Origin of the sequence: Salmonella sp. SJTUF15570 (genome assembly GCF_043357055.1) — a bacterium.
Taxonomy (GTDB): Bacteria; Pseudomonadota; Gammaproteobacteria; order Enterobacterales; family Enterobacteriaceae; genus Salmonella; species Salmonella enterica.
This window is the reverse complement of record NZ_JBEUKJ010000009.1, coordinates 167,025-188,022: the sequence shown is the minus strand read 5'-3', so window position 1 is coordinate 188,022 and position 20,998 is coordinate 167,025. Positions and strand designations below refer to the sequence as shown.

The 20,998-nt window shown below is 52.9% G+C and carries 17 protein-coding genes and 1 pseudogene; 8 read left to right on the top strand and 10 right to left on the bottom strand.

The window, feature by feature from the left end; translation table 11 throughout:
* Window positions 1–104 precede the first annotated feature (104 nt).
* From ABVN44_RS18240 to ABVN44_RS18230, 3 genes are all read left to right on the top strand, one after another.
* Entirely contained in the window at window positions 105–1,445 is a 1,341-nt protein-coding gene (locus ABVN44_RS18240) for an MFS transporter (protein WP_001187057.1), read from the top strand.
* 88 nt (window positions 1,446–1,533) lie between these two features.
* The gene (locus tag ABVN44_RS18235; RefSeq protein WP_001172089.1) at window positions 1,534–1,764 is read left to right on the top strand and encodes a YgdI/YgdR family lipoprotein; all 231 of its coding nucleotides are present in this window, start codon (window positions 1,534–1,536) and stop codon (window positions 1,762–1,764) included.
* Between the two features lie 299 nt (window positions 1,765–2,063).
* The gene (locus ABVN44_RS18230) at window positions 2,064–2,480 is read left to right on the top strand and encodes a hypothetical protein (protein WP_161460226.1); all 417 of its coding nucleotides are present in this window, start codon (window positions 2,064–2,066) and stop codon (window positions 2,478–2,480) included.
* Window positions 2,481–2,703: 223 nt separating this feature from the next.
* Here ABVN44_RS18230 and srfN read toward each other — a convergent pair whose 3' ends face one another.
* Window positions 2,704–2,994 (bottom strand): DUF1471 family virulence protein SrfN, encoded by a 291-nt coding sequence (srfN, locus tag ABVN44_RS18225; RefSeq protein WP_000710534.1) that lies wholly within the window; start codon window positions 2,992–2,994, stop codon window positions 2,704–2,706.
* 897 nt (window positions 2,995–3,891) lie between these two features.
* Between srfN and ABVN44_RS18220 the strand changes: the two genes are divergently transcribed.
* A complete protein-coding gene (locus ABVN44_RS18220) occupies window positions 3,892–5,781 on the top strand; it encodes a sulfatase-like hydrolase/transferase (RefSeq protein ID WP_001658528.1) in 1,890 nt (629 codons plus the stop codon).
* 351 nt (window positions 5,782–6,132) lie between these two features.
* Here the strand turns inward: ABVN44_RS18220 and ABVN44_RS18215 are convergent.
* A pseudogene (locus ABVN44_RS18215) lies at window positions 6,133–6,198 on the bottom strand (hypothetical protein); the annotation flags it as partial.
* Window positions 6,199–6,333: 135 nt separating this feature from the next.
* Here ABVN44_RS18215 and kefF point away from each other — a divergent pair.
* The 3 genes from kefF (at window position 6,334) to folA (ending at window position 9,397) form a co-directional block, all read left to right on the top strand.
* Window positions 6,334–6,864 (top strand): glutathione-regulated potassium-efflux system oxidoreductase KefF, encoded by a 531-nt coding sequence (gene kefF, locus ABVN44_RS18210; RefSeq protein WP_023232476.1) that lies wholly within the window; start codon window positions 6,334–6,336, stop codon window positions 6,862–6,864.
* The gene (gene kefC, locus ABVN44_RS18205) at window positions 6,857–8,719 is read left to right on the top strand and encodes a glutathione-regulated potassium-efflux system protein KefC (RefSeq protein WP_000377163.1); all 1,863 of its coding nucleotides are present in this window, start codon (window positions 6,857–6,859) and stop codon (window positions 8,717–8,719) included. The genes kefF and kefC overlap by 8 nt, the downstream gene beginning before the upstream one ends.
* Window positions 8,720–8,917: 198 nt before the next feature.
* Entirely contained in the window at window positions 8,918–9,397 is a 480-nt protein-coding gene (gene folA, locus ABVN44_RS18200) for a type 3 dihydrofolate reductase (protein ID WP_000624379.1), read from the top strand.
* 105 nt (window positions 9,398–9,502) lie between these two features.
* Here folA and apaH read toward each other — a convergent pair whose 3' ends face one another.
* From apaH to lptD, 6 genes are read right to left on the bottom strand one after another with little or no spacing between them, the layout of a single operon-like run.
* Window positions 9,503–10,351 carry a bis(5'-nucleosyl)-tetraphosphatase (symmetrical) ApaH gene (gene apaH / locus ABVN44_RS18195; RefSeq protein WP_000257211.1) on the bottom strand — a complete coding sequence of 283 codons (849 nt, stop codon included), beginning with the start codon at window positions 10,349–10,351 and terminating at the stop codon, window positions 9,503–9,505.
* A gap of 10 nt (window positions 10,352–10,361) precedes the next feature.
* Window positions 10,362–10,739: a Co2+/Mg2+ efflux protein ApaG gene (gene apaG / locus ABVN44_RS18190; protein WP_000610894.1), complete on the bottom strand. Its 378-nt coding sequence runs from the start codon at window positions 10,737–10,739 to the stop codon at window positions 10,362–10,364.
* Between the two features lie 2 nt (window positions 10,740–10,741).
* On the bottom strand, window positions 10,742–11,563 hold the full coding sequence (rsmA, locus tag ABVN44_RS18185; RefSeq protein ID WP_001065397.1) for a 16S rRNA (adenine(1518)-N(6)/adenine(1519)-N(6))-dimethyltransferase RsmA: 822 nt from the start codon (window positions 11,561–11,563) through the stop codon (window positions 10,742–10,744).
* Window positions 11,560–12,549, bottom strand: a complete 990-nt coding sequence (gene pdxA / locus ABVN44_RS18180; RefSeq protein ID WP_023232477.1) for a 4-hydroxythreonine-4-phosphate dehydrogenase PdxA — start codon at window positions 12,547–12,549, stop codon at window positions 11,560–11,562. Before pdxA ends, rsmA begins: the two co-directional genes overlap by 4 nt.
* Entirely contained in the window at window positions 12,549–13,835 is a 1,287-nt protein-coding gene (surA, locus tag ABVN44_RS18175) for a peptidylprolyl isomerase SurA (protein ID WP_000800482.1), read from the bottom strand. The genes pdxA and surA overlap by 1 nt, the downstream gene beginning before the upstream one ends.
* Window positions 13,836–13,888: 53 nt before the next feature.
* The gene (gene lptD / locus ABVN44_RS18170; protein WP_000746127.1) at window positions 13,889–16,249 is read right to left on the bottom strand and encodes an LPS assembly protein LptD; all 2,361 of its coding nucleotides are present in this window, start codon (window positions 16,247–16,249) and stop codon (window positions 13,889–13,891) included.
* A gap of 253 nt (window positions 16,250–16,502) precedes the next feature.
* Between lptD and djlA the strand changes: the two genes are divergently transcribed.
* Window positions 16,503–17,315, top strand: a complete 813-nt coding sequence (gene djlA, locus ABVN44_RS18165; RefSeq protein WP_001200595.1) for a co-chaperone DjlA — start codon at window positions 16,503–16,505, stop codon at window positions 17,313–17,315.
* A gap of 94 nt (window positions 17,316–17,409) precedes the next feature.
* On the opposite strand, the gene rluA is transcribed toward djlA, so the two are convergent.
* The gene (gene rluA, locus ABVN44_RS18160) at window positions 17,410–18,069 is read right to left on the bottom strand and encodes a bifunctional tRNA pseudouridine(32) synthase/23S rRNA pseudouridine(746) synthase RluA (RefSeq protein ID WP_000525196.1); all 660 of its coding nucleotides are present in this window, start codon (window positions 18,067–18,069) and stop codon (window positions 17,410–17,412) included.
* Between the two features lie 11 nt (window positions 18,070–18,080).
* Window positions 18,081–20,987, bottom strand: coding sequence for an RNA polymerase-associated protein RapA (rapA, locus tag ABVN44_RS18155; protein WP_001116968.1), 2,907 nt, complete (start codon window positions 20,985–20,987; stop codon window positions 18,081–18,083).
* Window positions 20,988–20,998: the final 11 nt, after the last annotated feature.

Genomic DNA, 20,998 nt, shown 5'->3' with positions numbered 1-20,998 from the left:
AGCGTCGCCATCCGGCAATCATGTGGCGCCAATGCCGGATGGCGGCGGAAACGCCTTATCCGGCCTACAGATGCGCTTTGCCCGTGTTGACACAGGACATCACCATGCAGCAGCCCAGGAACTTTGATGACCTTAAATTCTCCTCCATTCATCGCAGAATTATGCTGTGGGGAAGCGGCGGCCCGTTCCTTGATGGCTACGTGCTGGTGATCATTGGCGTGGCGCTGGAACAACTGACGCCGCTATTGCACCTTGATGCTGAATGGATTGGCGCGCTCGGCGCGGCTACGCTTGCCGGACTGTTTATCGGCACCTCGTTGTTTGGCTATATTTGCGATAAAGTCGGGCGGCGTAAAATGTTCCTGCTTGATATTATCGCTATCGGCGTTATCTCCGTGGCGACCATGTTTGTTTCCACGCCGCTTGAATTACTGGTGATGCGCGTTTTAATTGGCATTGTTATCGGCGCGGATTACCCTATCGCCACTTCCATGATTACGGAGTTTTCCAACACCCGCCAGCGCGCGTTCTCCATCGGTTTTATCGCCGCGATGTGGTACGTCGGCGCGACCTGCGCCAACCTGGTGGGTTACTGGCTGTATGACATGGAAGGCGGCTGGCGCTGGATGCTTGGCAGCGCCTTTATCCCGTGCTTAATCATTTTGATTGGCCGCTTTGACCTGCCGGAATCGCCACGCTGGCTATTGCGAAAAGGACGGGTAAAAGAGTGCGAACAAATGATGATCAAACTGTTCGGCGAACCGGTCTGCTTTGACGATGAGCCGCCGCAGGAGACCCGCTTCCTGCAACTGTTTAACCGCCGTCATTTTCCGTTTGTATTGTTCGTTGCGGCTATCTGGACCTGTCAGGTGATCCCGATGTTCGCTATCTATACCTTTGGGCCGCAGATCGTCGGGTTACTCGGCTGGGAGCAGGGGCGCAACGCGGCGCTCGGCAATGTGGTGATTAGCCTCTTTTTTATGCTGGGCTGTATACCGGCGATGTTCTGGCTAAACAGTATTGGCCGTCGCCCTCTGCTTATTGGCAGCTTCGCCATGATGACTATCGCGCTGGCGCTGCTGGGGCTGGTGTCAAATCTGGGCATCATACTGGTCGTGGTGGCGTTTGCGGTATACGCCTTCTTTTCCGGCGGACCGGGCATACTGCAATGGCTTTATCCTAATGAACTCTTCCCGACGGATATTCGCGCTTCGGCCGTGGGGGTCATCATGTCATTAAGCCGCATCGGAACCATTGTCTCCACCTGGGCATTACCGATTTTCATTACTCGTTACGGTATTAATAACGTCATGCTGATTGGCGCGTTGATTTCGTTAGTCGGGCTTGGCGTATCGGTGATGTTTGCCCCGGAAACTCGCGGCTTGACGCTAACACAGACCGGAAACATGACTTTGCGCGGAACGCCATCGGATAACCCTCGTTAAGAGTGTTCTGCATTTCTCCCTGCTTTTCGCCCATAACGCTACAGTTAACAGTCACATGCTAAAACAACTGAAAAGCAGGGAGAACACCATGCAAAAACGTCTTATGACCGCACTGTTTACCGCAGCAACACTATTCACCGTCGCAGGATGCTCTTCTAACCAGGCGGTTGAAACCACGGATGGCAAAACTATTGTCACCGACGGGAAACCCGAGGTCGATAACGATACCGGTATGGTGTCTTACAAAAACGCCGCCACCGGGAAAACCGAACAGATTAACCGCGATCAGCTGAAAAATATGAGCGAGCTGGATAATTAATTCAATTTTTTCTGGTTAGCCGCGCAATAATATTCTCTCTTTATGCGCATCCATTTATTCCCATGCGAATAAACGGATGCCTGAACAGGCAGGGACGCCGGAAAACGTCGAAATACGTTAGACCATTCGCCCGTGTTCCCGCTTTCCCCACCGCGCTGTCCGCTTACATGAGGTTACACTCATCGACATTTCTCTGAACAGCGGCTCAACATTTCCCGGAAAAAAACATATCGCAGGGCATTTATCCTTATGATTAGGTATAAATGATGAGGTATAAGGAACAGGAGTCTGTAATGAAACTGAAACTAATACCTTTTTATTTTCTCGCGCTATTTTCTGCCGCCTCCGGGGCTACGGAGATAAACGCCTGCAAAGACCTGATCGGAACATGGAAAACCACGGCAGATAACCCGCCTTATACCATGACAATATTGCCGCCAGTAGAAGGCTGCGGGGAAAAATGTGTGAAACTGAACGTGCAGTATGAACTTGACGTGACTCACCGCAACGCGCTTTATTGCCATGAAGGACAAGAGGGGGTAAAAGGGCAGGGACCCATGGTGATAGCATTTGAAGGGGCGTATGGTGGACACGCTATTGGAACCTATAACCGACAGCTGCAATTACTTTGGGCTGGCGTAATACCGAAAAATAAAAAGGGGAAATGGATAACGAAAATGGAAAATTACTGGTTCAGGCAGGTAAAAGCGCACTAAATATTACCTTAAAACAGCCCGCAAAACCGTCTTATTCACGAAGGGCTTACTGCCTGCGCGCGCACATTCCAACGGCTTGCCTGCCCCGGATGAACTGTTGATAAAAAAGAGGGCCAGCATCTGTTTCCAGACGGCCCTGAGTGGATTGTGACGTAACATGGCACCTTGCTGGCGCTCTCTTATTATTTCATGCCTGTGCCCTCGTTATGGCGCAATCAGAGCTTTATTTCGTCGCATCGTTATAAACTTCGGCAACGGCTTCAAAATTCGGACCATGCTCACGTGCAGCGATAATATGGTAATATTTTCCGCCTTTCGCATCGGCTAATGCTGACAGTTTTTCGCGTAAATCAGTGGGTGAGGAAATCTGCCCGCCACTCTGGGACACATTTATGGTGCCGACCTTAACCAGTTTGAAGTGGCTGATTTCTTGCTTAGAGACCTGCTCTGCCGCAAGGGTGCTAAATGAAGCAACCGTTGCCAGTAATGCGGCGGCAATAATGCATTTTTTCATGGTTCTGTTCCTGTTGCATTGATGATAAGGTTTGCGCAATATCAGTAATCCGTAACGAAATTATTTATCCCCTTCATACTTCAGGTTGCTTATGGGTTGGCTACGGATTACTCGGCCCACCCATGGGCCTCGCCCTGACGGGCCGTCGCACGCGACGTTCAAATCTGCTCCCGGCAGATTTGTCGCTCACCTCAGTCTCATAATTATCTATGCTCCTGGTGACTCACTCCCTTGCCGCCTTTAAGCAACTCGAATTATTTTGGGTAATAACCTCGGTTGATTATCTGAAAATAGTCTTATTTGGTGTGACCGTCTTATATCTTGTTATAGTCACCTCTTTATGTTGTTGTCAATGTAAAATAATGCGCTGCCAGCTAAAAAGAAACTTAACCCCCTGTAAATAATAGTTTTTATATTATTTCTTTTAATGGCGTAATTTTTATTGAATCACGCGGCAATACGCTAGTTTTATTCATAAGCAACATAACAGAATTGAGTTATGTTTTAATTTCCCAGAGTGATATTACCGGTTGTATGTCTATGGTTGCGCGGCCTGTTACTGATAGTGTTTCTTTCGGGGCGATTTTATTGTAGCGGCATAGGGTAATCACCGTAGCTGAAGGGAAAAGGCACGAACACAGCGCTATAGAGTATGTTTAATAATGTATTTTTTTATGAAGTAATGTCTGCAGTTGTATCTCTAAAATAAAAACAATGAACTTTTCATCTAAATAATTTTTCAGTGAATTATGGTTATTTATTAATATATTTCTAATTTGAAATACAAATCAATTTATAACACATATTCTTACCCGGAAGGCATTGATACATATCCACGCTTCCTCGTACAGTAATAAATGAATATGTGATAAAGTTACTGACTACAGGTATAATAATATGAGTAATAAAAAAAATCTGTCCGCAGAAGAGACGGATCTTACGCGTAGGAAACTGTTAACCAGTGCCGGTATTCTTGCCGCCGGCGGTATGCTATCCGGCGCGGTAAAGGCTGATGAAAAATGCGCCGTCAAGGCGAAACCGACGTGGGATAAACCGTTTACTGGCGAAATCCCGGAAAAATTGCCAGAAGGATATAATATTCTGTTAGTCGTGACCGACCAGGAGCGTTTTTTTCCTACGTTTCCTTTCCCGGTACCCGGCAGAGAGCGGCTCATGAAAACGGGGGTGACATTCTGTAATCATCAGAATACCAGTAATGTCTGTACGCCTTCCCGCTCCGTATTGTATACCGGCTTACATATGCCCCAGACAAAGATGTTTGATAATCTGGGATTACCCTGGATGCCTTATGACCTTGACCCCGCTCTTGGAACCACAGGCCATATGATGCGGGAACTGGGATACTATACGGCCTATAAAGGTAAGTGGCATCTTACAGAAAAACTGGAGAAGCCTTTGCCTGACGAAAAAGATGAGGATATTGATGTCGGGGATATTCCTGAACCAGAATTACATAAAATTATGGAAAAATATGGTTTTGCTGACTATCACGGCATCGGCGATATTATAGGCCATAGTAAAGGCGGCTATTTTTATGATTCAACCACCACGGCTCAGACTATAAATTGGTTAAGATGCAAGGGGCAGCCCTTGAATGACCAACACAAGCCCTGGTTCCTGGCCGTTAACCTCGTTAATCCTCATGACGTCATGTTTATTGATACCGATAAAGAGGGAGAAAAGGTACAGTGGCGTGGCGAGTTGGATCAGGATGATAATACCCTGGCGCCCACGCAGCCGCCGGAAAACGAGCTTTATCAGGCAAGCTGGCCGAACTATCCGCTGCCGGCAAACAGGCATCAATCATTCAATGAGCAGGGAAGACCGCCGGCGCATCTTGAATACCAGACGGCGCGCGCTGCGCTGGAAGGGCAATTTCCTGATGAAGATCGTCGTTGGCGTAAACTGCTTGACTACTATTTCAACTGTATCCGCGATTGTGATACTCACCTTGACCGGATATTAAATGAACTGGATGCCCTCAAGTTAACTGATAAAACGATTGTTGTATTTACTGCCGATCATGGCGAATTAGGCGGAAGCCATCAGATGCACGGTAAAGGCGCTTCCGTTTATAAAGAACAGATCCATGTACCGATGATTATTTCCCACCCGGCGTACCCCGGTAATAAGAAATGTCAGGCGTTGACCTGTCATCTTGATATCGCGCCGACATTAGTTGGGCTGACCGGTTTGCCGGAAGAAAAACAGCACCAGGCGTTAGGCAACCGCAAAGGCGTTAATTTTAGCGGATTGCTAAAAAACCCGGAGAGCGTTGCGGTTAATGCGGTGAGAAATGCCAGCTTATATTGCTATGGCATGATCTTGTATACCGATGCCCATTATCTCCACCGCGTTATCGCGCTACAAAGAGATAAACAAAAAACGGTGGCGCAAATCAAGCAGGAAATATCCCATTTGCATCCTGATTTCAGCCATCGTTCAGGGACGCGGATGATTAACGATGGCCGTTATAAGTTTGCGCGTTATTTCTCGCTAAGGGAGCATAATACGCCGGAAACCTGGGAGGATCTTATTAAGTACAACGATCTTGAACTTTACGATCTTAAAAATGATCCCGATGAGAACCATAACCTTGCTGCTGATAAACAGAAATATCAGGATCTCATTCTTACGATGAATGAAAAACTGAATAAAATTATCAAAGACGAAATTGGCGTGGATGACGGCAGTTTTATGCCGGATGCGGCCCATGAGCCGTGGGATCTTACTATTGAGCAGTTTAACCGCATGGCGAAAGATTAAGAGCCTGGCCCATTAGGCTATTTTATTCGCCATTTTGGGACCGGGCAGTGCTCAAAATCCTCACGTACTACGTGTACGCTCCGGTTTCTGCGCGCTGGTCGGCCCCAAACTGGCTTCAACAATTACGCCTACTGGGCCAGGCTCTAAGTGTCTGACCCATTAGGTTAATTTATGCGTCGGCGATCTGGCATCCAGCGTGTCTGGAGGTTCAGATGCTGTTGGCGCTGCGCTTATTGGGCCTGTGTCATCATGTAATGGATTGATATTACAGTCATTACAGGCAAATTTAGCGCAGCGCCGCCCGACAAGAAGGCCTTAAACCGATTGGTCAGCGATTTAAGGCTGCTATCATCACCGACCTTCCCACACCGGATCGCGCTTTTCCGCAAACGCCTGCGGCCCTTCGAGGGCGTCTTCCGGGGCTGGATGGCGCCAACTCCTTGCTGGCGTTAATTCAATTTTTTCTGGTTAGCCGCTCAATAATATTCACTATTAGCCTGGCGAATTTGTCACTACACTTTGTAATAAAAAACAGATCATCACAGGCTAATCATGATCCTCATTATTTATGCGCATCCGTATCCGCATCATTCTCATGCGAATAAACGGATGCTTGAACAGGCAGGGACGCTGGAAAACGTCGAAATACGTTCGCTTTATCACCTCTATCCCGATTTCAATATTGACGTTGCCGCCGAGCAGGAGGTGCTGTCGCGCGCGAGTCTTATCGTCTGGCAGCATCCGATGCAGTGGTACAGCGTCCCTCCTTTACTCAAATTATGGATGGATAAAGTCCTCACCCACGGCTGGGCTTACGGTCATGGCGGTACGGCATTGCATGGTAAACATCTGCTGTGGGCGGTAACGACCGGCGGTGGTGAAAACCACTTTGCTATCGGCTCCCATCCGGGATTTGACGTCCTTTCTCAGCCGCTACAGGCGACGGCGCTCTATTGTGGCCTCAAATGGCTGCCGCCGTTTGCCATGCACTGCACGTTCATTTGCGATGACGACACCTTACAGGCGCAGGCGCGTCAGTATAAACAGCGTTTACTGGCATGGCTGGAGGTGAATCATGGATAGCCATACTCTACTGCAGGCGCTGATCTATCTTGGTTCGGCGGCGCTGATTGTGCCGATTGCGGTACGTTTGGGCTTAGGATCGGTGCTGGGGTATCTGATTGCGGGTTGCATTATCGGCCCCTGGGGGCTACGGCTGGTGACGGACGCCGAATCTATTCTGCATTTTGCGGAAATCGGCGTCGTGCTGATGTTGTTTGTTATTGGGCTTGAGCTGGACCCGCAACGGTTATGGAAGCTGCGCGCCTCGGTATTTGGCGGCGGCGCGTTACAGATGGTGGTCTGCGGCGGACTGATTGGTCTGTTCTGTATGTTTCTTGGCCTGCGTTGGCAGGTGGCGGAACTGATTGGCATGACGCTGGCGCTTTCGTCCACGGCTATCGCCATGCAGGCAATGAATGAGCGTAACCTGACCGTTTCACAAGTAGGACGTAGCGCATTCGCAGTGCTCTTGTTCCAGGATATCGCGGCGATCCCGCTGGTGGCGATGATTCCGCTGCTGGCCGCCAGCGGCGCATCCACCACGCTTGGCGCGTTTGCGCTGTCGGCGTTGAAAGTCGCAGGCGCGTTGGCGCTGGTGGTGCTGCTGGGACGCTACGTTACGCGCCCGGCGCTGCGCTTTGTCGCGCGTTCTGGTTTGCGGGAGGTGTTCAGCGCCGTGGCGCTATTTCTGGTGTTTGGTTTCGGCCTGTTGCTGGAAGAGGTTGGGCTGTCAATGGCGATGGGCGCGTTCCTGGCGGGCGTTCTGCTGGCGAGTTCGGAATACCGTCATGCGCTGGAAAGCGATATTGAACCCTTTAAGGGGTTGCTGCTGGGGTTGTTCTTTATTGGCGTCGGCATGTCGATTGATTTCGGCACGCTGGTGGAGAATCCGCTGCGCATTCTGCTGTTGTTGGCCGGTTTTCTGGCAATCAAAATCGTCATGCTGTGGCTGGTCGCGAGGCCGCTGGGCGTACCGGCAAAACAGCGTCGCTGGTTTGCCGTCTTATTAGGCCAGGGAAGTGAGTTTGCGTTTGTGGTTTTTGGCGCGGCGCAAATGGCGGATGTACTTGAGCCGGAATGGGCAAAAGCGCTGACGCTGGCGGTCGCGCTGTCGATGGCGGCAACGCCGATTTTTCTGGTGCTGCTGACGCGCATGGAGAAGACCGCGACGGGTGAAGCGCGCGAGGCGGATGAAATCGACGAAGAGCAGCCGCGGGTTATTGTGGCCGGGTTTGGACGATTTGGGCAGATAGCCGGGCGTCTGCTGCTGTCGAGCGGGGTGAAGATGGTGGTGCTCGATCACGACCCCGATCATATCGAAACGCTGCGTAAATTCGGCATGAAGGTTTTTTATGGCGACGCGACGCGTATGGATTTACTGGAATCTGCCGGAGCGGCGAAGGCGGAGGTATTGATTAACGCCATTGACGATCCGCAAACCAATTTGCAACTGAGTGAACTGGTGAAGTCGCATTTCCCGCATCTGCAGATTATCGCCCGCGCCCGTGATGTCGATCATTACATTCGCCTGCGCCAGGCTGGTGTGGCGATGCCCGAACGTGAAACCTTCGAAGGCGCGCTCAAAAGCGGGCGACAGGCGCTGGAGGCGCTGGGGCTGGGGCGTTATGAAGCCCGCGAGCGCGCGGATCTGTTCCGTCATTTTAATACCCGGATGGTGGAAGAGATGGCGAAAGGGGAAAACGATCCGTTATCTCGCGCCGCCGCCTATAAACGTACCAGCGCGATGTTGAGCGAAATTATTACCGAGGACCGGGAGCATCTGTCGTTGATTCAGCGCCACGGCTGGCAGGGAACGGCTGAGGGCAAACATTCCGGGGAGGCCGCTGATGAACCCGAGGTCAAACCGTCAATCTAAAGTAAAAAATGTGATGTTCTGCAAACTTTACTGCTAATTGGCTGTTTTTGAACTACTGTAATGCTGGCGCTCCACATCAAATGAGTGGCGTCGCCAGCAGAACGAAAAATTTTCGTGCTCATCCTCTTTTCGTCAGTCGACGAAAGATTGCGCTTTACGTATAGTGGCGGCAATTTTTTTTGTATCAGGAAATAATTAATGATCAGTCTGATTGCGGCGTTAGCGGTGGATCGCGTCATCGGTATGGAAAACGCCATGCCGTGGAACCTGCCTGCCGATCTCGCCTGGTTTAAACGTAACACGTTAAATAAACCTGTCGTCATGGGACGTCACACCTGGGAGTCCATCGGGCGCCCCTTACCGGGACGTAAAAATATTGTTATCAGCAGCCAGCCGGGCACCGACGATCGCGTGCAGTGGGTGAAGTCTGTCGATGAGGCGATTGCCGCTTGCGGCGATGCGCCGGAAATTATGGTTATTGGCGGCGGGCGCGTGTACGAGCAGTTCCTGCCAAAGGCGCAGAAGCTTTATCTGACGCATATTGATGCGGAAGTCGAAGGCGATACCCATTTTCCGGATTATGAACCGGATGACTGGGAATCGGTATTCAGTGAGTTTCACGATGCCGACGCGCAGAATTCTCACAGCTATTGTTTCGAGATTCTGGAGCGTCGTTAATACTGTAGTGCCGGATGGCGGCGAAACGCCTTATCCGGCCTACTCTTGAGCCAGATGTAGACAGATGTAGGCCTGATAAGCGTAGCGCCATCAGGCATAAACCTATCAGGCGTTGACCGCTTCGCCTTCGCCCATATCCATCTGGCGGTTTGACGGCTGCACAAAATACTGTTTATCTTCCCAACGTAAACAGGTCAACTCCCCGCCCCAGCAGCAGCCGGTATCCAGCGCGTAAATACCTTCCGGCGTCCCTTTCCCTTCCAGCGACGCCCAGTGCCCGAACGCAATACTGTAAGCCTCGCTCACCGGCCCCGGAATGGCGAACCACGGCTTCAGCGGCGCAGGGGCATTTTCCGGCGACGCTTTACTGTACATATCCAGTTGACCGTTAGGAAAGCAGTAACGCATACGGGTAAAAGCATTAGTAATAAAGCGTAGCCGCGCCAGACCGCTTAACTCCGGCGACCAGTTATTCGGCATATCACCATACATCGCGTCGAGGAAAAACGGGTACGAGTCGCTCGACAGCACCGCTTCAACATCGCGGGCGCACTCTTTTGCCGTCTGCAAATCCCACTGCGGGGTAATACCCGCATGCGCCATGACCAGCTTTTTCTCTTCATCTACCTGCAACAGCGGCTGACGGCGTAACCAATTCAACAGCTCATCGGCGTCCGGCGCTTCAAGAAGCGGGGTCAGCCGGTCTTTAGGTTTGTTGCGGCTAATCCCGGCGAATACGGCCAACAGGTGTAAATCGTGATTCCCCAGCACCAAACGCACGCTATTGCCAAGCGATTTGACGTAGCGTAACACGTCCAGCGAACCGGGACCGCGGGCGACCAAATCGCCAGTCAGCCATAGAGTGTCTGTATCTGGCGTAAATTCCACTTGCTGTAATAAGGCGATCAGTTCGTCGTAGCAACCGTGAACGTCGCCGATGAGATAAGTTGCCATTGTTATAATTTTAGTGAATGAGTGTAGGGACGGCGAGTCGAAACACGGGAATGTCGATGGTAAAGGCGTCGCCATTTTCATCGATCATTTCGTAATGACCCTGCATGGTGCCCAGCGGCGTTTCAATTACCGCGCCGCTGGTGTACTGATACTCTTCGCCAGGCGCAATGCGCGGCTGGACGCCAACCACACCTTCGCCCTGGACTTCAGTTTCACGGCCATGACCATTGGTAATTAGCCAGTAGCGGCCCAATAGCTGCACTGGCGCCCGGCCCAGATTGCGGATGGTTACGGTATAGGCAAAAACGTAACGTTCATCGTCAGGTGAGGATTGCGCCTCAATGTAGACGCTTTGCACCTGAATACACACTCTGGGCGAATTGATCATGTTTAACTCTCCTTCAAAGGCGCGTTTTCCGACAGATAATTGGCCATCTGGCAGTACTGCGCGACAGAGATATTTTCCGCGCGCATTGCCGGGTCAATACCCATTTCCGTCAACGTCTCAACGCTAAAAAGATTGCCGAGACTATTACGGATCGTTTTACGGCGCTGGTTAAAGGCCTCGGTGGTAATACGGCTCAACACGCGAATATCTTTAACCGGGTAAGGCATTGTTGCGTGTGGAACCAGACGCACCACGGCGGAGTCCACTTTGGGTGGCGGCGTGAAGGCGGATGGCGGCACTTCAAGCACCGGGATCACCTGACAGTAATATTGCGCCATCACGCTTAAACGACCATACGCTTTGCTGTTCGGCCCTGCAACCAAACGATTTACCACTTCTTTTTGCAACATAAAGTGCATGTCGGCAATGGCATCAGTATAGCTAAAGAGATGGAACATCAGCGGGGTGGATATATTATAGGGCAGATTGCCGAACACACGCAGCGGTTGGCCCAACTGCGCAGACAGTTCGCCAAAGTTCATGGTCATGGCGTCCTGCTGATAAATAGTCAGCTTCGGCCCTAAGAACGGATGGGTTTGCAAACGCGCCGCCAGATCGCGGTCAAGTTCAATGACCGTGAGCTTATCCAGTCGTTCGCCGACCGGCTCCGTCAGCGCCGCCAGACCGGGGCCGATTTCAACCATCGCCTGGCCTTTTTGCGGATTAATAGCAGAAACAATACTGTCGATCACAAACCGATCGTTGAGAAAGTTTTGCCCGAAGCGTTTACGGGCTAAATGGCCCTGATGGACTCGATTATTCATTGGGTATTAACAATCATTTTGATGGCGAGATTAAGCGCCGTAATAAAACTGCCGACATCCGCTTTTCCACGGCCTGCCAGTTCAAGCGCGGTGCCGTGGTCAACGGAGGTTCGAATAAAAGGTAGGCCGAGCGTAATATTCACTCCCCGACCGAATCCTTGGTATTTTAGCACGGGCAGGCCCTGATCGTGGTACATTGCCAGCACCGCGTCGGCATTATCGAGATATTTGGGCTGAAACAGCGTATCAGCAGGTAGCGGCCCGTTGAGTTTCATCCCCTGCGCCCGCAGCTCGTCGAGCACCGGAATGATGGTGTCTATCTCTTCCGTGCCCATATGACCGCCTTCGCCTGCGTGCGGATTCAGGCCACAGACAAGAATGCGCGGTTCGGCAATACCAAATTTGGTCCGCAAATCGTGATGCAAAATAGCAATCACTTCGTGCAAAAGCCCAGGGGTGATGGCGTCTGCAATCGCCCGTAGCGGCAGATGCGTGGTCGCCAGCGCCACGCGAAGTTCTTCGGTTGCCAGCATCATCACGACTTTTTTCGCCTGCGAACGCTCTTCGAAAAACTCGGTATGACCGGTAAACGGAATGCCTGCGTCGTTAATAACGCCTTTGTGCACGGGGCCTGTGATCAGCGCGGCAAATTCACCGTTCAGACAGCCATCACACGCTCGCGCCAGCGTCTCTACCACGTAGGGGCCATTTTCTACCGTCAACTGACCGGGGAGGGCAGGCGCGCGCAGCGAGACCGGCAATAGGGTCAGCGTTCCCGCGGGCTGCGGCGCAGCGGGGACATCAGGCGAGTAAGGGAGAAGCGAGAGGGGCAGGCCGAGCATGGCGGCCCGCTCCGTCAGGAGCGCGCCGTCCGCACAGACGACCAGTTCAATCGGCCACGCGCGTTGCGCCAGTTGGACGACAAGATCGGGGCCAATCCCGGCGGGTTCGCCGGGAGTGATAACAACGCGTTGCGCACTGCTCATTAGTTACTCAAAATCTTAACGTAAGCGCTGGCGCGCTGTTCTTGCATCCAGGTCGCCGCTTCTTCTGAGAACTTACGGTTCATCAGCATACGATAAGCGCGATCTTTCTGCGCCGCATCGGTTTTGTCTACCTTACGCGTATCCAGCAATTCGATCAGATGCCAGCCGAAAGAGGAGTGTACCGGCGCGCTTATTTGGCCTTTATGCAGCTTCGTCAGCGCGTCGCGGAACGCCGGATCGAAAATATCTGGCGTAGCCCAACCCAAATCACCGCCCTGGTTAGCGGAGCCCGGGTCCTGAGAGTACTCTTTCGCCGCAGCGGCAAAGGTGGTTTTACCACTCTTAATGTCAGCCGCGATTTCTTCCAGCTTCAGGCGTGCCTGCTGATCGTTCATGATAGGCGACGGCTTAAGCAGAATGTGACGAGCGTGAACTTCGGTCACGGAGATACTCTGGCTCTGACCGCGCAGGTCGTTTACTTTCAGAATGTGGAAGCCGACGCCGGAGCGAATCGGGCCGACAATGTCGCCTTTCTTCGCGGTGCTCAGCGCCTGGGCGAAAATCCCCGGCAGCTCCTGGATACGGCCCCAGCCCATCTGACCGCCTTTTAGCGCCTGCTGGTCGGCAGAGTAGGTAATCGCCAGTTTGCCGAAATCTGCGCCGTTACGCGCTTCTTCAACAATGCTTTCCGCCTGGCGCTGCGCGTCGTTAACCTGCTCGGAGGTTGGGTTTTCCGGCAGAGCAATCAGGATATGGCTCAGGTTCAGCTCGGTGCTGGCGTCGTTTTGGGTGCCAATCTGTTTTGCCAGCGCGTCAACTTCTTGCGGCAAAACGGTGATACGGCGACGAACCTCGTTGTTGCGCACTTCAGAGATAATCATCTCTTTACGAATCTGGTTACGGTAGGTTGAATAGTTCAGCCCATCGTAAGCCAGACGGCTGCGCATCTGATCCATCGTCATATTGTTTTGTTTGGCGATGTTGGCGATGGCCTGATCCAACTGCTCATCCGTAATCTTCACCCCCATCTTCTGACCCATCTGCAGGATAATTTGATCCATAATCAAACGTTCCAGGATCTGGTGACGCAGCGTGGCGTCGTCCGGAAGCTGCTGACCTGCCTGACCCGCGTTGAGTTTGACTGATTGCATTAAGCCATCAACGTCGCTTTCCAGCACGACGCCATTATTGACGACGGCTGCGACTTTATCGACTACCTGGGGGGCAGCGAAACTGGTATTCGCGATCATGGCGATACCGAGAAGCAGCGTTTTCCAGTTCTTCATACTTTTTCCATTTCAATTAACCGCAATGCGGATTACGTTGTAAATCAATCAGATTACATAGAGCTTTGGTACGGCAGAATGTTCGAACGCAACATTTCTTGCGTGCCGAGGCCGTAGTTAGAGCTCAAACCGCGCAGCTCAATGTTGAAGCCAATCGCGTTATCATAAATCGCGTGTTGTTTATCGTTATCCCAACCGTTCAGCTTACGTTCGTATCCGACGCGGATCGCATAGCAGCAAGAGTTGTACTGCAAGCCGAGCATCTGGTCTGCAGGTTTGCTCGAATTGGTATCGAAGTAGTACGCGCCGACAATCGACCAGCGATCGGCAATCGGCCAACTTGCCACCGCGCCCACCTGGTTGATGCCGTTTTTATACTGCTCTGCCGTGGAATAATACGAAGGCAACGTAGCCTGAATATATTCCGGGCTGGCATAGCGGTAGTTCAACTGTACCAGACGATCCTGATCCCGACGGTATTCGAGGCTGCTGCTGCTGGTAGCGACGCTATCCAGACGGGTATCGTACTGCACTCCGCTACGCAGCCCCCAGCGTTCTGAAATACGCCAGTAAGTGTCGCCTGCCCAAACCAGCGAACCGGTTTTGTCGTCATTCTCCCATTTAATGTTGTCATCGCCGGTGCGAGACTCCGTGAAATAGTAGATTTGACCAACAGAAACGTTAAAACGTTCAACGGCGGCATCATCATAAATGCGTGTTGTGACGCCGGTCGTGACCTGGTTGGCGGAAGCAATACGGTCGAGACCGCCATAAGTGCGGTCGCGGAACAGGCCGTTATAGTCGGATTGCAGCAAAGAAGAATCGTAGTTATAGATGCCGCTCTGGTCGCGGTACGGCACATACAGGTACTGCACGCGTGGTTCCAGCGTCTGGGTATACCCCGGCGCCAGCATCGCCATATCGCGTTCGAAGATGAGCTTACCGTCGACTTTAAACTGCGGCATGACGCGGTTAACCGAATCTTCCAGCTTATTTTTATTGTTTGGATCGCTGTTATAGCTGTCCAGATTCGTTTGCTGATAGTGCGTCGCCATCAGCTTCGCTTCGGTGTTCAGGCTGCCCCAGCGGTTGGAGAGCGGCAAATTGATGGTTGGCTCCAGGTGGACGCGGGTCGCTTCCGGCATATTGTCTTTGGTGTTGACGAAATGTACCGCCTGGCCGTAAATCCGGGTATCAAACGGCCCGAGATCGTTATGGTAGTAGTTAACGTCTAACTGCGGCTCCGCAGAGTAGCTGCTGGTGTTTTGATCGTTAAAGACCTGGAATTGTTTGGTCGACACCGTAGCGTCAAAGTTTTGTACGGCGTAGCCGACGCTGAATTTCTGCGTTGCGTAGCCGTCGGTACTGGAACCGTACTTACTGTCGAAATCATTAAAGTAGCTGGAGTCGCTGACTTTGGTGTAATCGACGTTAAAACGCCACACCTGATCCATCACGCCTGAGTGCTGCCAGTAGAATAACCAGCGGTGCTTATCGCCCTCTTTGGGGTGATCGTCCTCGTAGACTTTATCAGAAGGCAGATAATCTAATTCCATCACTCCCTCGCCTGCCTGCGTGAGATAACGGAATTCGTTCTCCCACATAATATTGCCGCGGCGGTGCATATAGTGCGGGGTGATGGTGGCGTCCATATTGGGCGCGATGTTCCAGTAATACGGTAAGTAGAACTCGAAATAGTTCTTGGTCGTGTATTTCGCGTTCGGGATCAGGAAACCTGAGCGACGTTTGTCACCGACGGGTAGCTGTAAATAGGGGCTATAAAAGATCGGAACCGGACCTACTTTAAACCGGGCGTTCCAGATCTCCGCAACCTGTTCTTCACGGTCATGGATGACTTCACTCCCCACCACGCTCCAGGTATCGGAGCCAGGCAGACAGGAGGTAAAGCTGCCGTTTTCCAGAATGGTATAACGGTTTTCGCCGCGCTGCTTCATGAGATCGGCTTTACCGCGCCCCTGACGGCCCACCATCTGGTAATCGCCTTCCCAGACGTTCGTGTCTTTGGTGTTCAGGTTCGCCCAGCCCTTCGGCCCTTTAAGGATGACCTGATTGTCATCATAATGCACATTACCCAGCGCATCGACGGTGCGTACAGGTTCCGGCTGACCTTCCGCCTGCTTCTGATGAAGCTGCACTTCATCCGCTTGCAGGCGGCTATTCCCCTGCATAATGTCCACGTTGCCGGTAAAAACGGCATCGTCCGGGTAGTTACCTTTAGCGTTATCGGCATTGATAGTAACCGGCAGATCGTTGGTATCGCCTTTTACCAGAGGACGATCGTAGCTCGGCACGCCCAACATACACTGTGAGGCGAGATCGGCTGCCAGCCCCTGATGACTATAAAGGGCGCTGGCGATCATGGTGGCCAGAAGAGTGGGAATACGTTTTTTCATACGTTGTATTTATTGTTCCATCATCGGTAGCGTTGCGCGTGACAAACGGTCACAGCCTAACTTACTCATCTTCGCTGCGCCAGTGTTAATCCTGCCGTTTAGCGTCTGTGGTGTTAGGCACGGCATTGAATGACAGGTATGATAATGCAAATTATAGGCGATGTCCCACAATTGACCGTAGCCTTCATTCGCAGAAAAGCACCTTATTTTGTGGGAGATAGCCTCACCGATAGCGTAACGTTTTGGGGAGTCTATGCAGTACTGGGGAAAGATAATTGGCGTCGCCGTAGCCCTGATGATGGGCGGCGGCTTTTGGGGCGTGGTCCTGGGTCTGCTGGTGGGCCATATGTTCGACAAAGCCCGCAGCCGAAAAATGGCGTGGTTTGCCAACCAGAGGGAACGGCAGGCGCTGTTTTTTGCCACCACCTTTGAGGTGATGGGCCACTTAACCAAATCAAAAGGACGGGTGACGGAGGCGGATATTCATATCGCCAGTCAGTTGATGGATCGTATGAATTTACACGGCGATTCACGTACAGCCGCGCAGAACGCCTTTCGGGTCGGAAAAGCGGATAATTACCCATTACGTGAAAAGATGCGGCAGTTTCGTAGCGTCTGCTTCGGGCGTTTTGATCTGATCCGGATGTTTCTGGAAATTCAGATCCAGGCGGCGTTTGCCGATGGCTCGCTACACCCTAATGAGCGGGAAGTGCTGTATGTGATTGCGGAAGAGCTAGGTATTTCCCGCGTACAGTTCGATCAGTTTCTGCGCATGATGCAGGGCGGCGCGCAGTTTGGCGGCGGTTATCATCAACAGTCCGGCGGCGGCTGGCAGCAGGCGCAGCGCGGCCCGACGCTGGAAGATGCCTGTAATGTGCTGGGGGTTAAAACCACCGACGATGCAACCACCATTAAACGCGCTTATCGCAAACTGATGAGCGAGCATCATCCGGACAAACTGGTCGCGAAAGGTTTGCCGCCGGAAATGATGGAAATGGCGAAGCAAAAAGCGCAGGAAATTCAGAAAGCGTATGAGCTAATCAAAGAACAGAAAGGCTTCAAGTGATTGAATTGCCGGATGCGACTAGCGCCTTATCCGGCCTACGTTAATGAATGTAGGCCGGGCAAGCGAAGCGCTCCGGCATAAATTGGCTCAGAATTTAAAAATCTGCCGGGACTTTAAACGTCATGCTGTTACCGTAAGCGGGGTGGGTAATGGTCAGCATTTCGGCGTGTAACTGCAAACGCGGCGCTAGCGACAACGCTTCCGGCGAGGCGTAAAACCGATCGCCTAAAATCGGGTGGCCTAACGCCAGCATATGCACACGAAGCTGATGCGAACGTCCGGTGATCGGCTTGAGCACCACGCGGGCGGTATTATCCGCCGCAAACTCCACCACGTTATATTCCGTTTGCGCCGGTTTGCCGGTTTCATAACACACTTTCTGCTTTGGCCGGTTCGGCCAGTCGCAGATGAGCGGTAAGTCAACCAGTCCTTCCGCCGGGGAGGGATGCCCCCATACGCGCGCCACATACTGCTTTTTCGGCTCACGTTCGCGGAACTGGCGTTTTAGCTCCCGCTCCGCGGCTTTGGTCAGCGCCACTACAATCACGCCGCTGGTGGCCATATCCAGACGATGCACCGATTCTGCCTGCGGGTAGTCGCGCTGGATACGCGTCATAATGCTGTCTTTGTGCGCTTCCAGACGCCCCGGCACGGACAACAGGCCGCTGGGCTTATTGACCACCATAATGTGCTCATCCTGATACAGGATAACCAGCCAGGGTTCCTGCGGCGGATTGTAGTTTTCCATCCCCATGTACGGCTCCGTTATTGGTGCGTGACGACGATAAGACGCAGCGCGTCCAGACGCCAGCCTGCCTGATTCAGGCTTTCCAGCACCTGCTGACGGTTGCTGTCGATAGCGGCAAGTTCGTCGTCGCGAATGTTCGGGTTGACGGCGCGCAGCGCTTCCAGACGCGACAGTTCCCCGGACAGTTTTTCATCCGCCTCGCGACGCGCGTTATCAATCAGCGCTCTGGCGGACTGTTCAATCTGCGTCTCGCCCAGTTGCAAAATGGCGTGGACGTCCTGTTGCACGGCGTTAACCAGTTTGCTGCCGGTGTGGCGATTCACGGCGCTGAGCTGACGGTTGAAGGTTTCAAACTCGACCTGGGCGGCCAGATTGTTGCCGTTTTTATCTAACAGCATACGTACCGGCGTCGGCGGCAGGAAGCGGTTCAGTTGTAGCTGTTTCGGCGCCTGCGCTTCCACGACGTAAACCAGTTCGACCAGCAGCGTGCCGACGGGCAGCGCTTTATTTTTCAACAGCGAAATGGTGCTGCTGCCGGTATCGCCGGAGAGGATCAGATCCAGTCCGTTACGGATGAGCGGATGTTCCCAGGTAATAAACTGCGCATCTTCGCGAGACAGGGCTACGTCACGTTCAAACGTGATAGTACAGCCGTCTTCCGGCAGGCCGGGGAAATCCGGCACCAACATGTGATCGGACGGCGTCAACACGATCAGGTTGTCGCCGCGATCGTCCTGGTTAATGCCGACGATATCGAACAGGTTCATGGCGAACGCGATCAGGTTGGTGTCGTCGTCCTGTTCTTCAATGCTTTGTGCAAGCTGTTGGGCTTTTTCTCCGCCGTTGGAGTGGATCTCCAGCAGGCGGTCGCGGCCCTGTTCTAACTGGGCTTTTAGCGCTTCATGTTGCTCGCGGCAGGATTTGATCAGATCGTCAAACCCGTCGGTTTCTTCAGGCGCGGCCAGATAGTTAATCAAACTGGCGTAGGCTGAATCATAAATCGCGCGACCGGTCGGGCAGGTGTGCTCAAAGGCGTCCAGCCCTTCGTGATACCAGCGAACCAGCACCGACTGGGCGGTTTTTTCCAGGTACGGGACGTGGATCTGGATATCATGCGCCTGGCCGATACGATCCAGACGACCAATACGCTGTTCCAGCAGATCCGGGTTAAACGGCAAGTCGAACATCACCAGATTGCTGGCAAACTGGAAGTTACGTCCTTCGGAGCCGATTTCGGAACATAACAGCACCTGCGCGCCGGTATCTTCTTCGGCGAACCAGGCGGCGGCGCGGTCGCGTTCGATAATCGACATGCCCTCATGGAACACGGCGGCGCGGATGCCTTCGCGTTCGCGCAGCACCTGCTCCAGCTGTAACGCGGTGGTCGCCTTGGCGCAGATCACCAGCACTTTTTGCGAACGATGGCTGGTCAGATAGCCCATCAGCCACTCAACGCGCGGGTCGAAGTTCCACCAGGTGCCGGTATCGCCTTCGAACTCCTGATAAATTTGTTCCGGATAGAGCATATCGCGGGCGCGATCTTCCGCGCTTTTACGCGCGCCCATAATGCCGGAGACCTTAATGGCGGTCTGATACTGGGTCGGCAGCGGCAGTTTTACCGTATGTAGTTCACGTTTCGGGAACCCCTTGACGCCGTTACGGGTGTTGCGGAACAGAACGCGGCTGGTGCCGTGGCGATCCATCAGCATCGACACCAGCTCATCACGGGCGGCCTGCGCGTCGTCGCGATCGCTATTAGCGGCCTGCAACAGCGGTTCAATATCCTGTTCGCCGATCAGATCGCCCAGCCTGTTCAGTTCGTCGTTGCTGAGTTTATTGCCCGCCAGCAGCATGGCCACCGCATCGGCGACAGGACGGTAGTTTTTCTGTTCTTCGACAAACTGTTCGAAATCGTGGAAACGGTTCGGATCCAGCAGGCGCAGACGGGCGAAATGGCTTTCCATCCCCAGCTGTTCTGGCGTGGCGGTCAGCAGCAGCACGCCCGGTACGCGTTCAGCTAACTGTTCGATGGCCATATATTCACGGCTCGGCGCATCGGTACTCCACACCAGATGATGCGCTTCGTCGACCACCAGCAGATCCCACTCGGCGTCGCACAAATGTTCCAGACGCTGCTTATTACGGCGGGCGAAATCCAGCGAGCAGATCACCAGTTGTTCGGTTTCAAACGGGTTATACGCGTCGTGCTGCGCTTCGGTATAGCGTTCGTCATCGAACAGCGCGAAGCGCAGGTTGAAACGGCGCAGCATTTCTACCAGCCACTGGTGTTGCAGGGTTTCCGGCACGATGATCAATACGCGTTCCGCCGCGCCGGATAATAACTGTTGATGCAGAATCATCCCGGCTTCAATGGTTTTACCTAAGCCCACTTCATCCGCCAGCAGTACGCGCGGCGCGTGGCGACGACCCACATCATGAGCGATATTAAGCTGATGCGGGATCAGGTTGGTCCGCTGACCGCGCAGGCCGCTGTATGGCATCCGGTACTGCTCGCTCTGAAATTTACGGGCGCGATAGCGCAGCGCGAACCGATCCATTCGATCGATTTGACCGGCGAACAGACGATCCTGGGGCTTACTGAAAACCAACTTGCTGTCGAGCAGGACCTCGCGCAACGTCACATTGGTCTCTTCGGTATCCAGGCGGGTGCCGACATAAACAAGCAGGCCATTTTCTTCTTTTACTTCATCGATATGTAGCTGCCAGCCTTCATGGCTTGTAATCGTATCGCCAGGGTTGAACATGACGCGGGTCACGGGAGAATCACTGCGCGCATACAGGCGGTTTTCCCCCGTGGACGGGAAAAGTAAGGTGACGGTTCGCGCATCCATCGCAACAACGGTTCCAAGTCCCAGCTCGCTTTCTGTATCGCTGATCCAGCGTTGACCAAGTGTAAAAGGCATATGTGTTCGGC

Bases quoted from the DNA above. Each gene is read 5' to 3' on its own strand.
- ABVN44_RS18240 (WP_001187057.1), top strand. From the start codon at position 105: ATGCAGCAGCCCAGGAACTTTGATGACCTTAAATTCTCCTCCATTCAT.
- ABVN44_RS18235 (WP_001172089.1), top strand. From the start codon at position 1,534: ATGCAAAAACGTCTTATGACCGCACTGTTTACCGCAGCAACACTATTC.
- srfN (WP_000710534.1), bottom strand. From the start codon at position 2,994: ATGAAAAAATGCATTATTGCCGCCGCATTACTGGCAACGGTTGCTTCA.
- ABVN44_RS18220 (WP_001658528.1), top strand. From the start codon at position 3,892: ATGAGTAATAAAAAAAATCTGTCCGCAGAAGAGACGGATCTTACGCGT.
- kefF (WP_023232476.1), top strand. From the start codon at position 6,334: ATGATCCTCATTATTTATGCGCATCCGTATCCGCATCATTCTCATGCG.
- kefC (WP_000377163.1), top strand. From the start codon at position 6,857: ATGGATAGCCATACTCTACTGCAGGCGCTGATCTATCTTGGTTCGGCG.
- folA (WP_000624379.1), top strand. From the start codon at position 8,918: ATGATCAGTCTGATTGCGGCGTTAGCGGTGGATCGCGTCATCGGTATG.
- apaH (WP_000257211.1), bottom strand. From the start codon at position 10,351: ATGGCAACTTATCTCATCGGCGACGTTCACGGTTGCTACGACGAACTG.
- apaG (WP_000610894.1), bottom strand. From the start codon at position 10,739: ATGATCAATTCGCCCAGAGTGTGTATTCAGGTGCAAAGCGTCTACATT.
- rsmA (WP_001065397.1), bottom strand. From the start codon at position 11,563: ATGAATAATCGAGTCCATCAGGGCCATTTAGCCCGTAAACGCTTCGGG.
- pdxA (WP_023232477.1), bottom strand. From the start codon at position 12,549: ATGAGCAGTGCGCAACGCGTTGTTATCACTCCCGGCGAACCCGCCGGG.
- surA (WP_000800482.1), bottom strand. From the start codon at position 13,835: ATGAAGAACTGGAAAACGCTGCTTCTCGGTATCGCCATGATCGCGAAT.
- lptD (WP_000746127.1), bottom strand. From the start codon at position 16,249: ATGAAAAAACGTATTCCCACTCTTCTGGCCACCATGATCGCCAGCGCC.
- djlA (WP_001200595.1), top strand. From the start codon at position 16,503: ATGCAGTACTGGGGAAAGATAATTGGCGTCGCCGTAGCCCTGATGATG.
- rluA (WP_000525196.1), bottom strand. From the start codon at position 18,069: ATGGGGATGGAAAACTACAATCCGCCGCAGGAACCCTGGCTGGTTATC.
- rapA (WP_001116968.1), bottom strand. From the start codon at position 20,987: ATGCCTTTTACACTTGGTCAACGCTGGATCAGCGATACAGAAAGCGAG.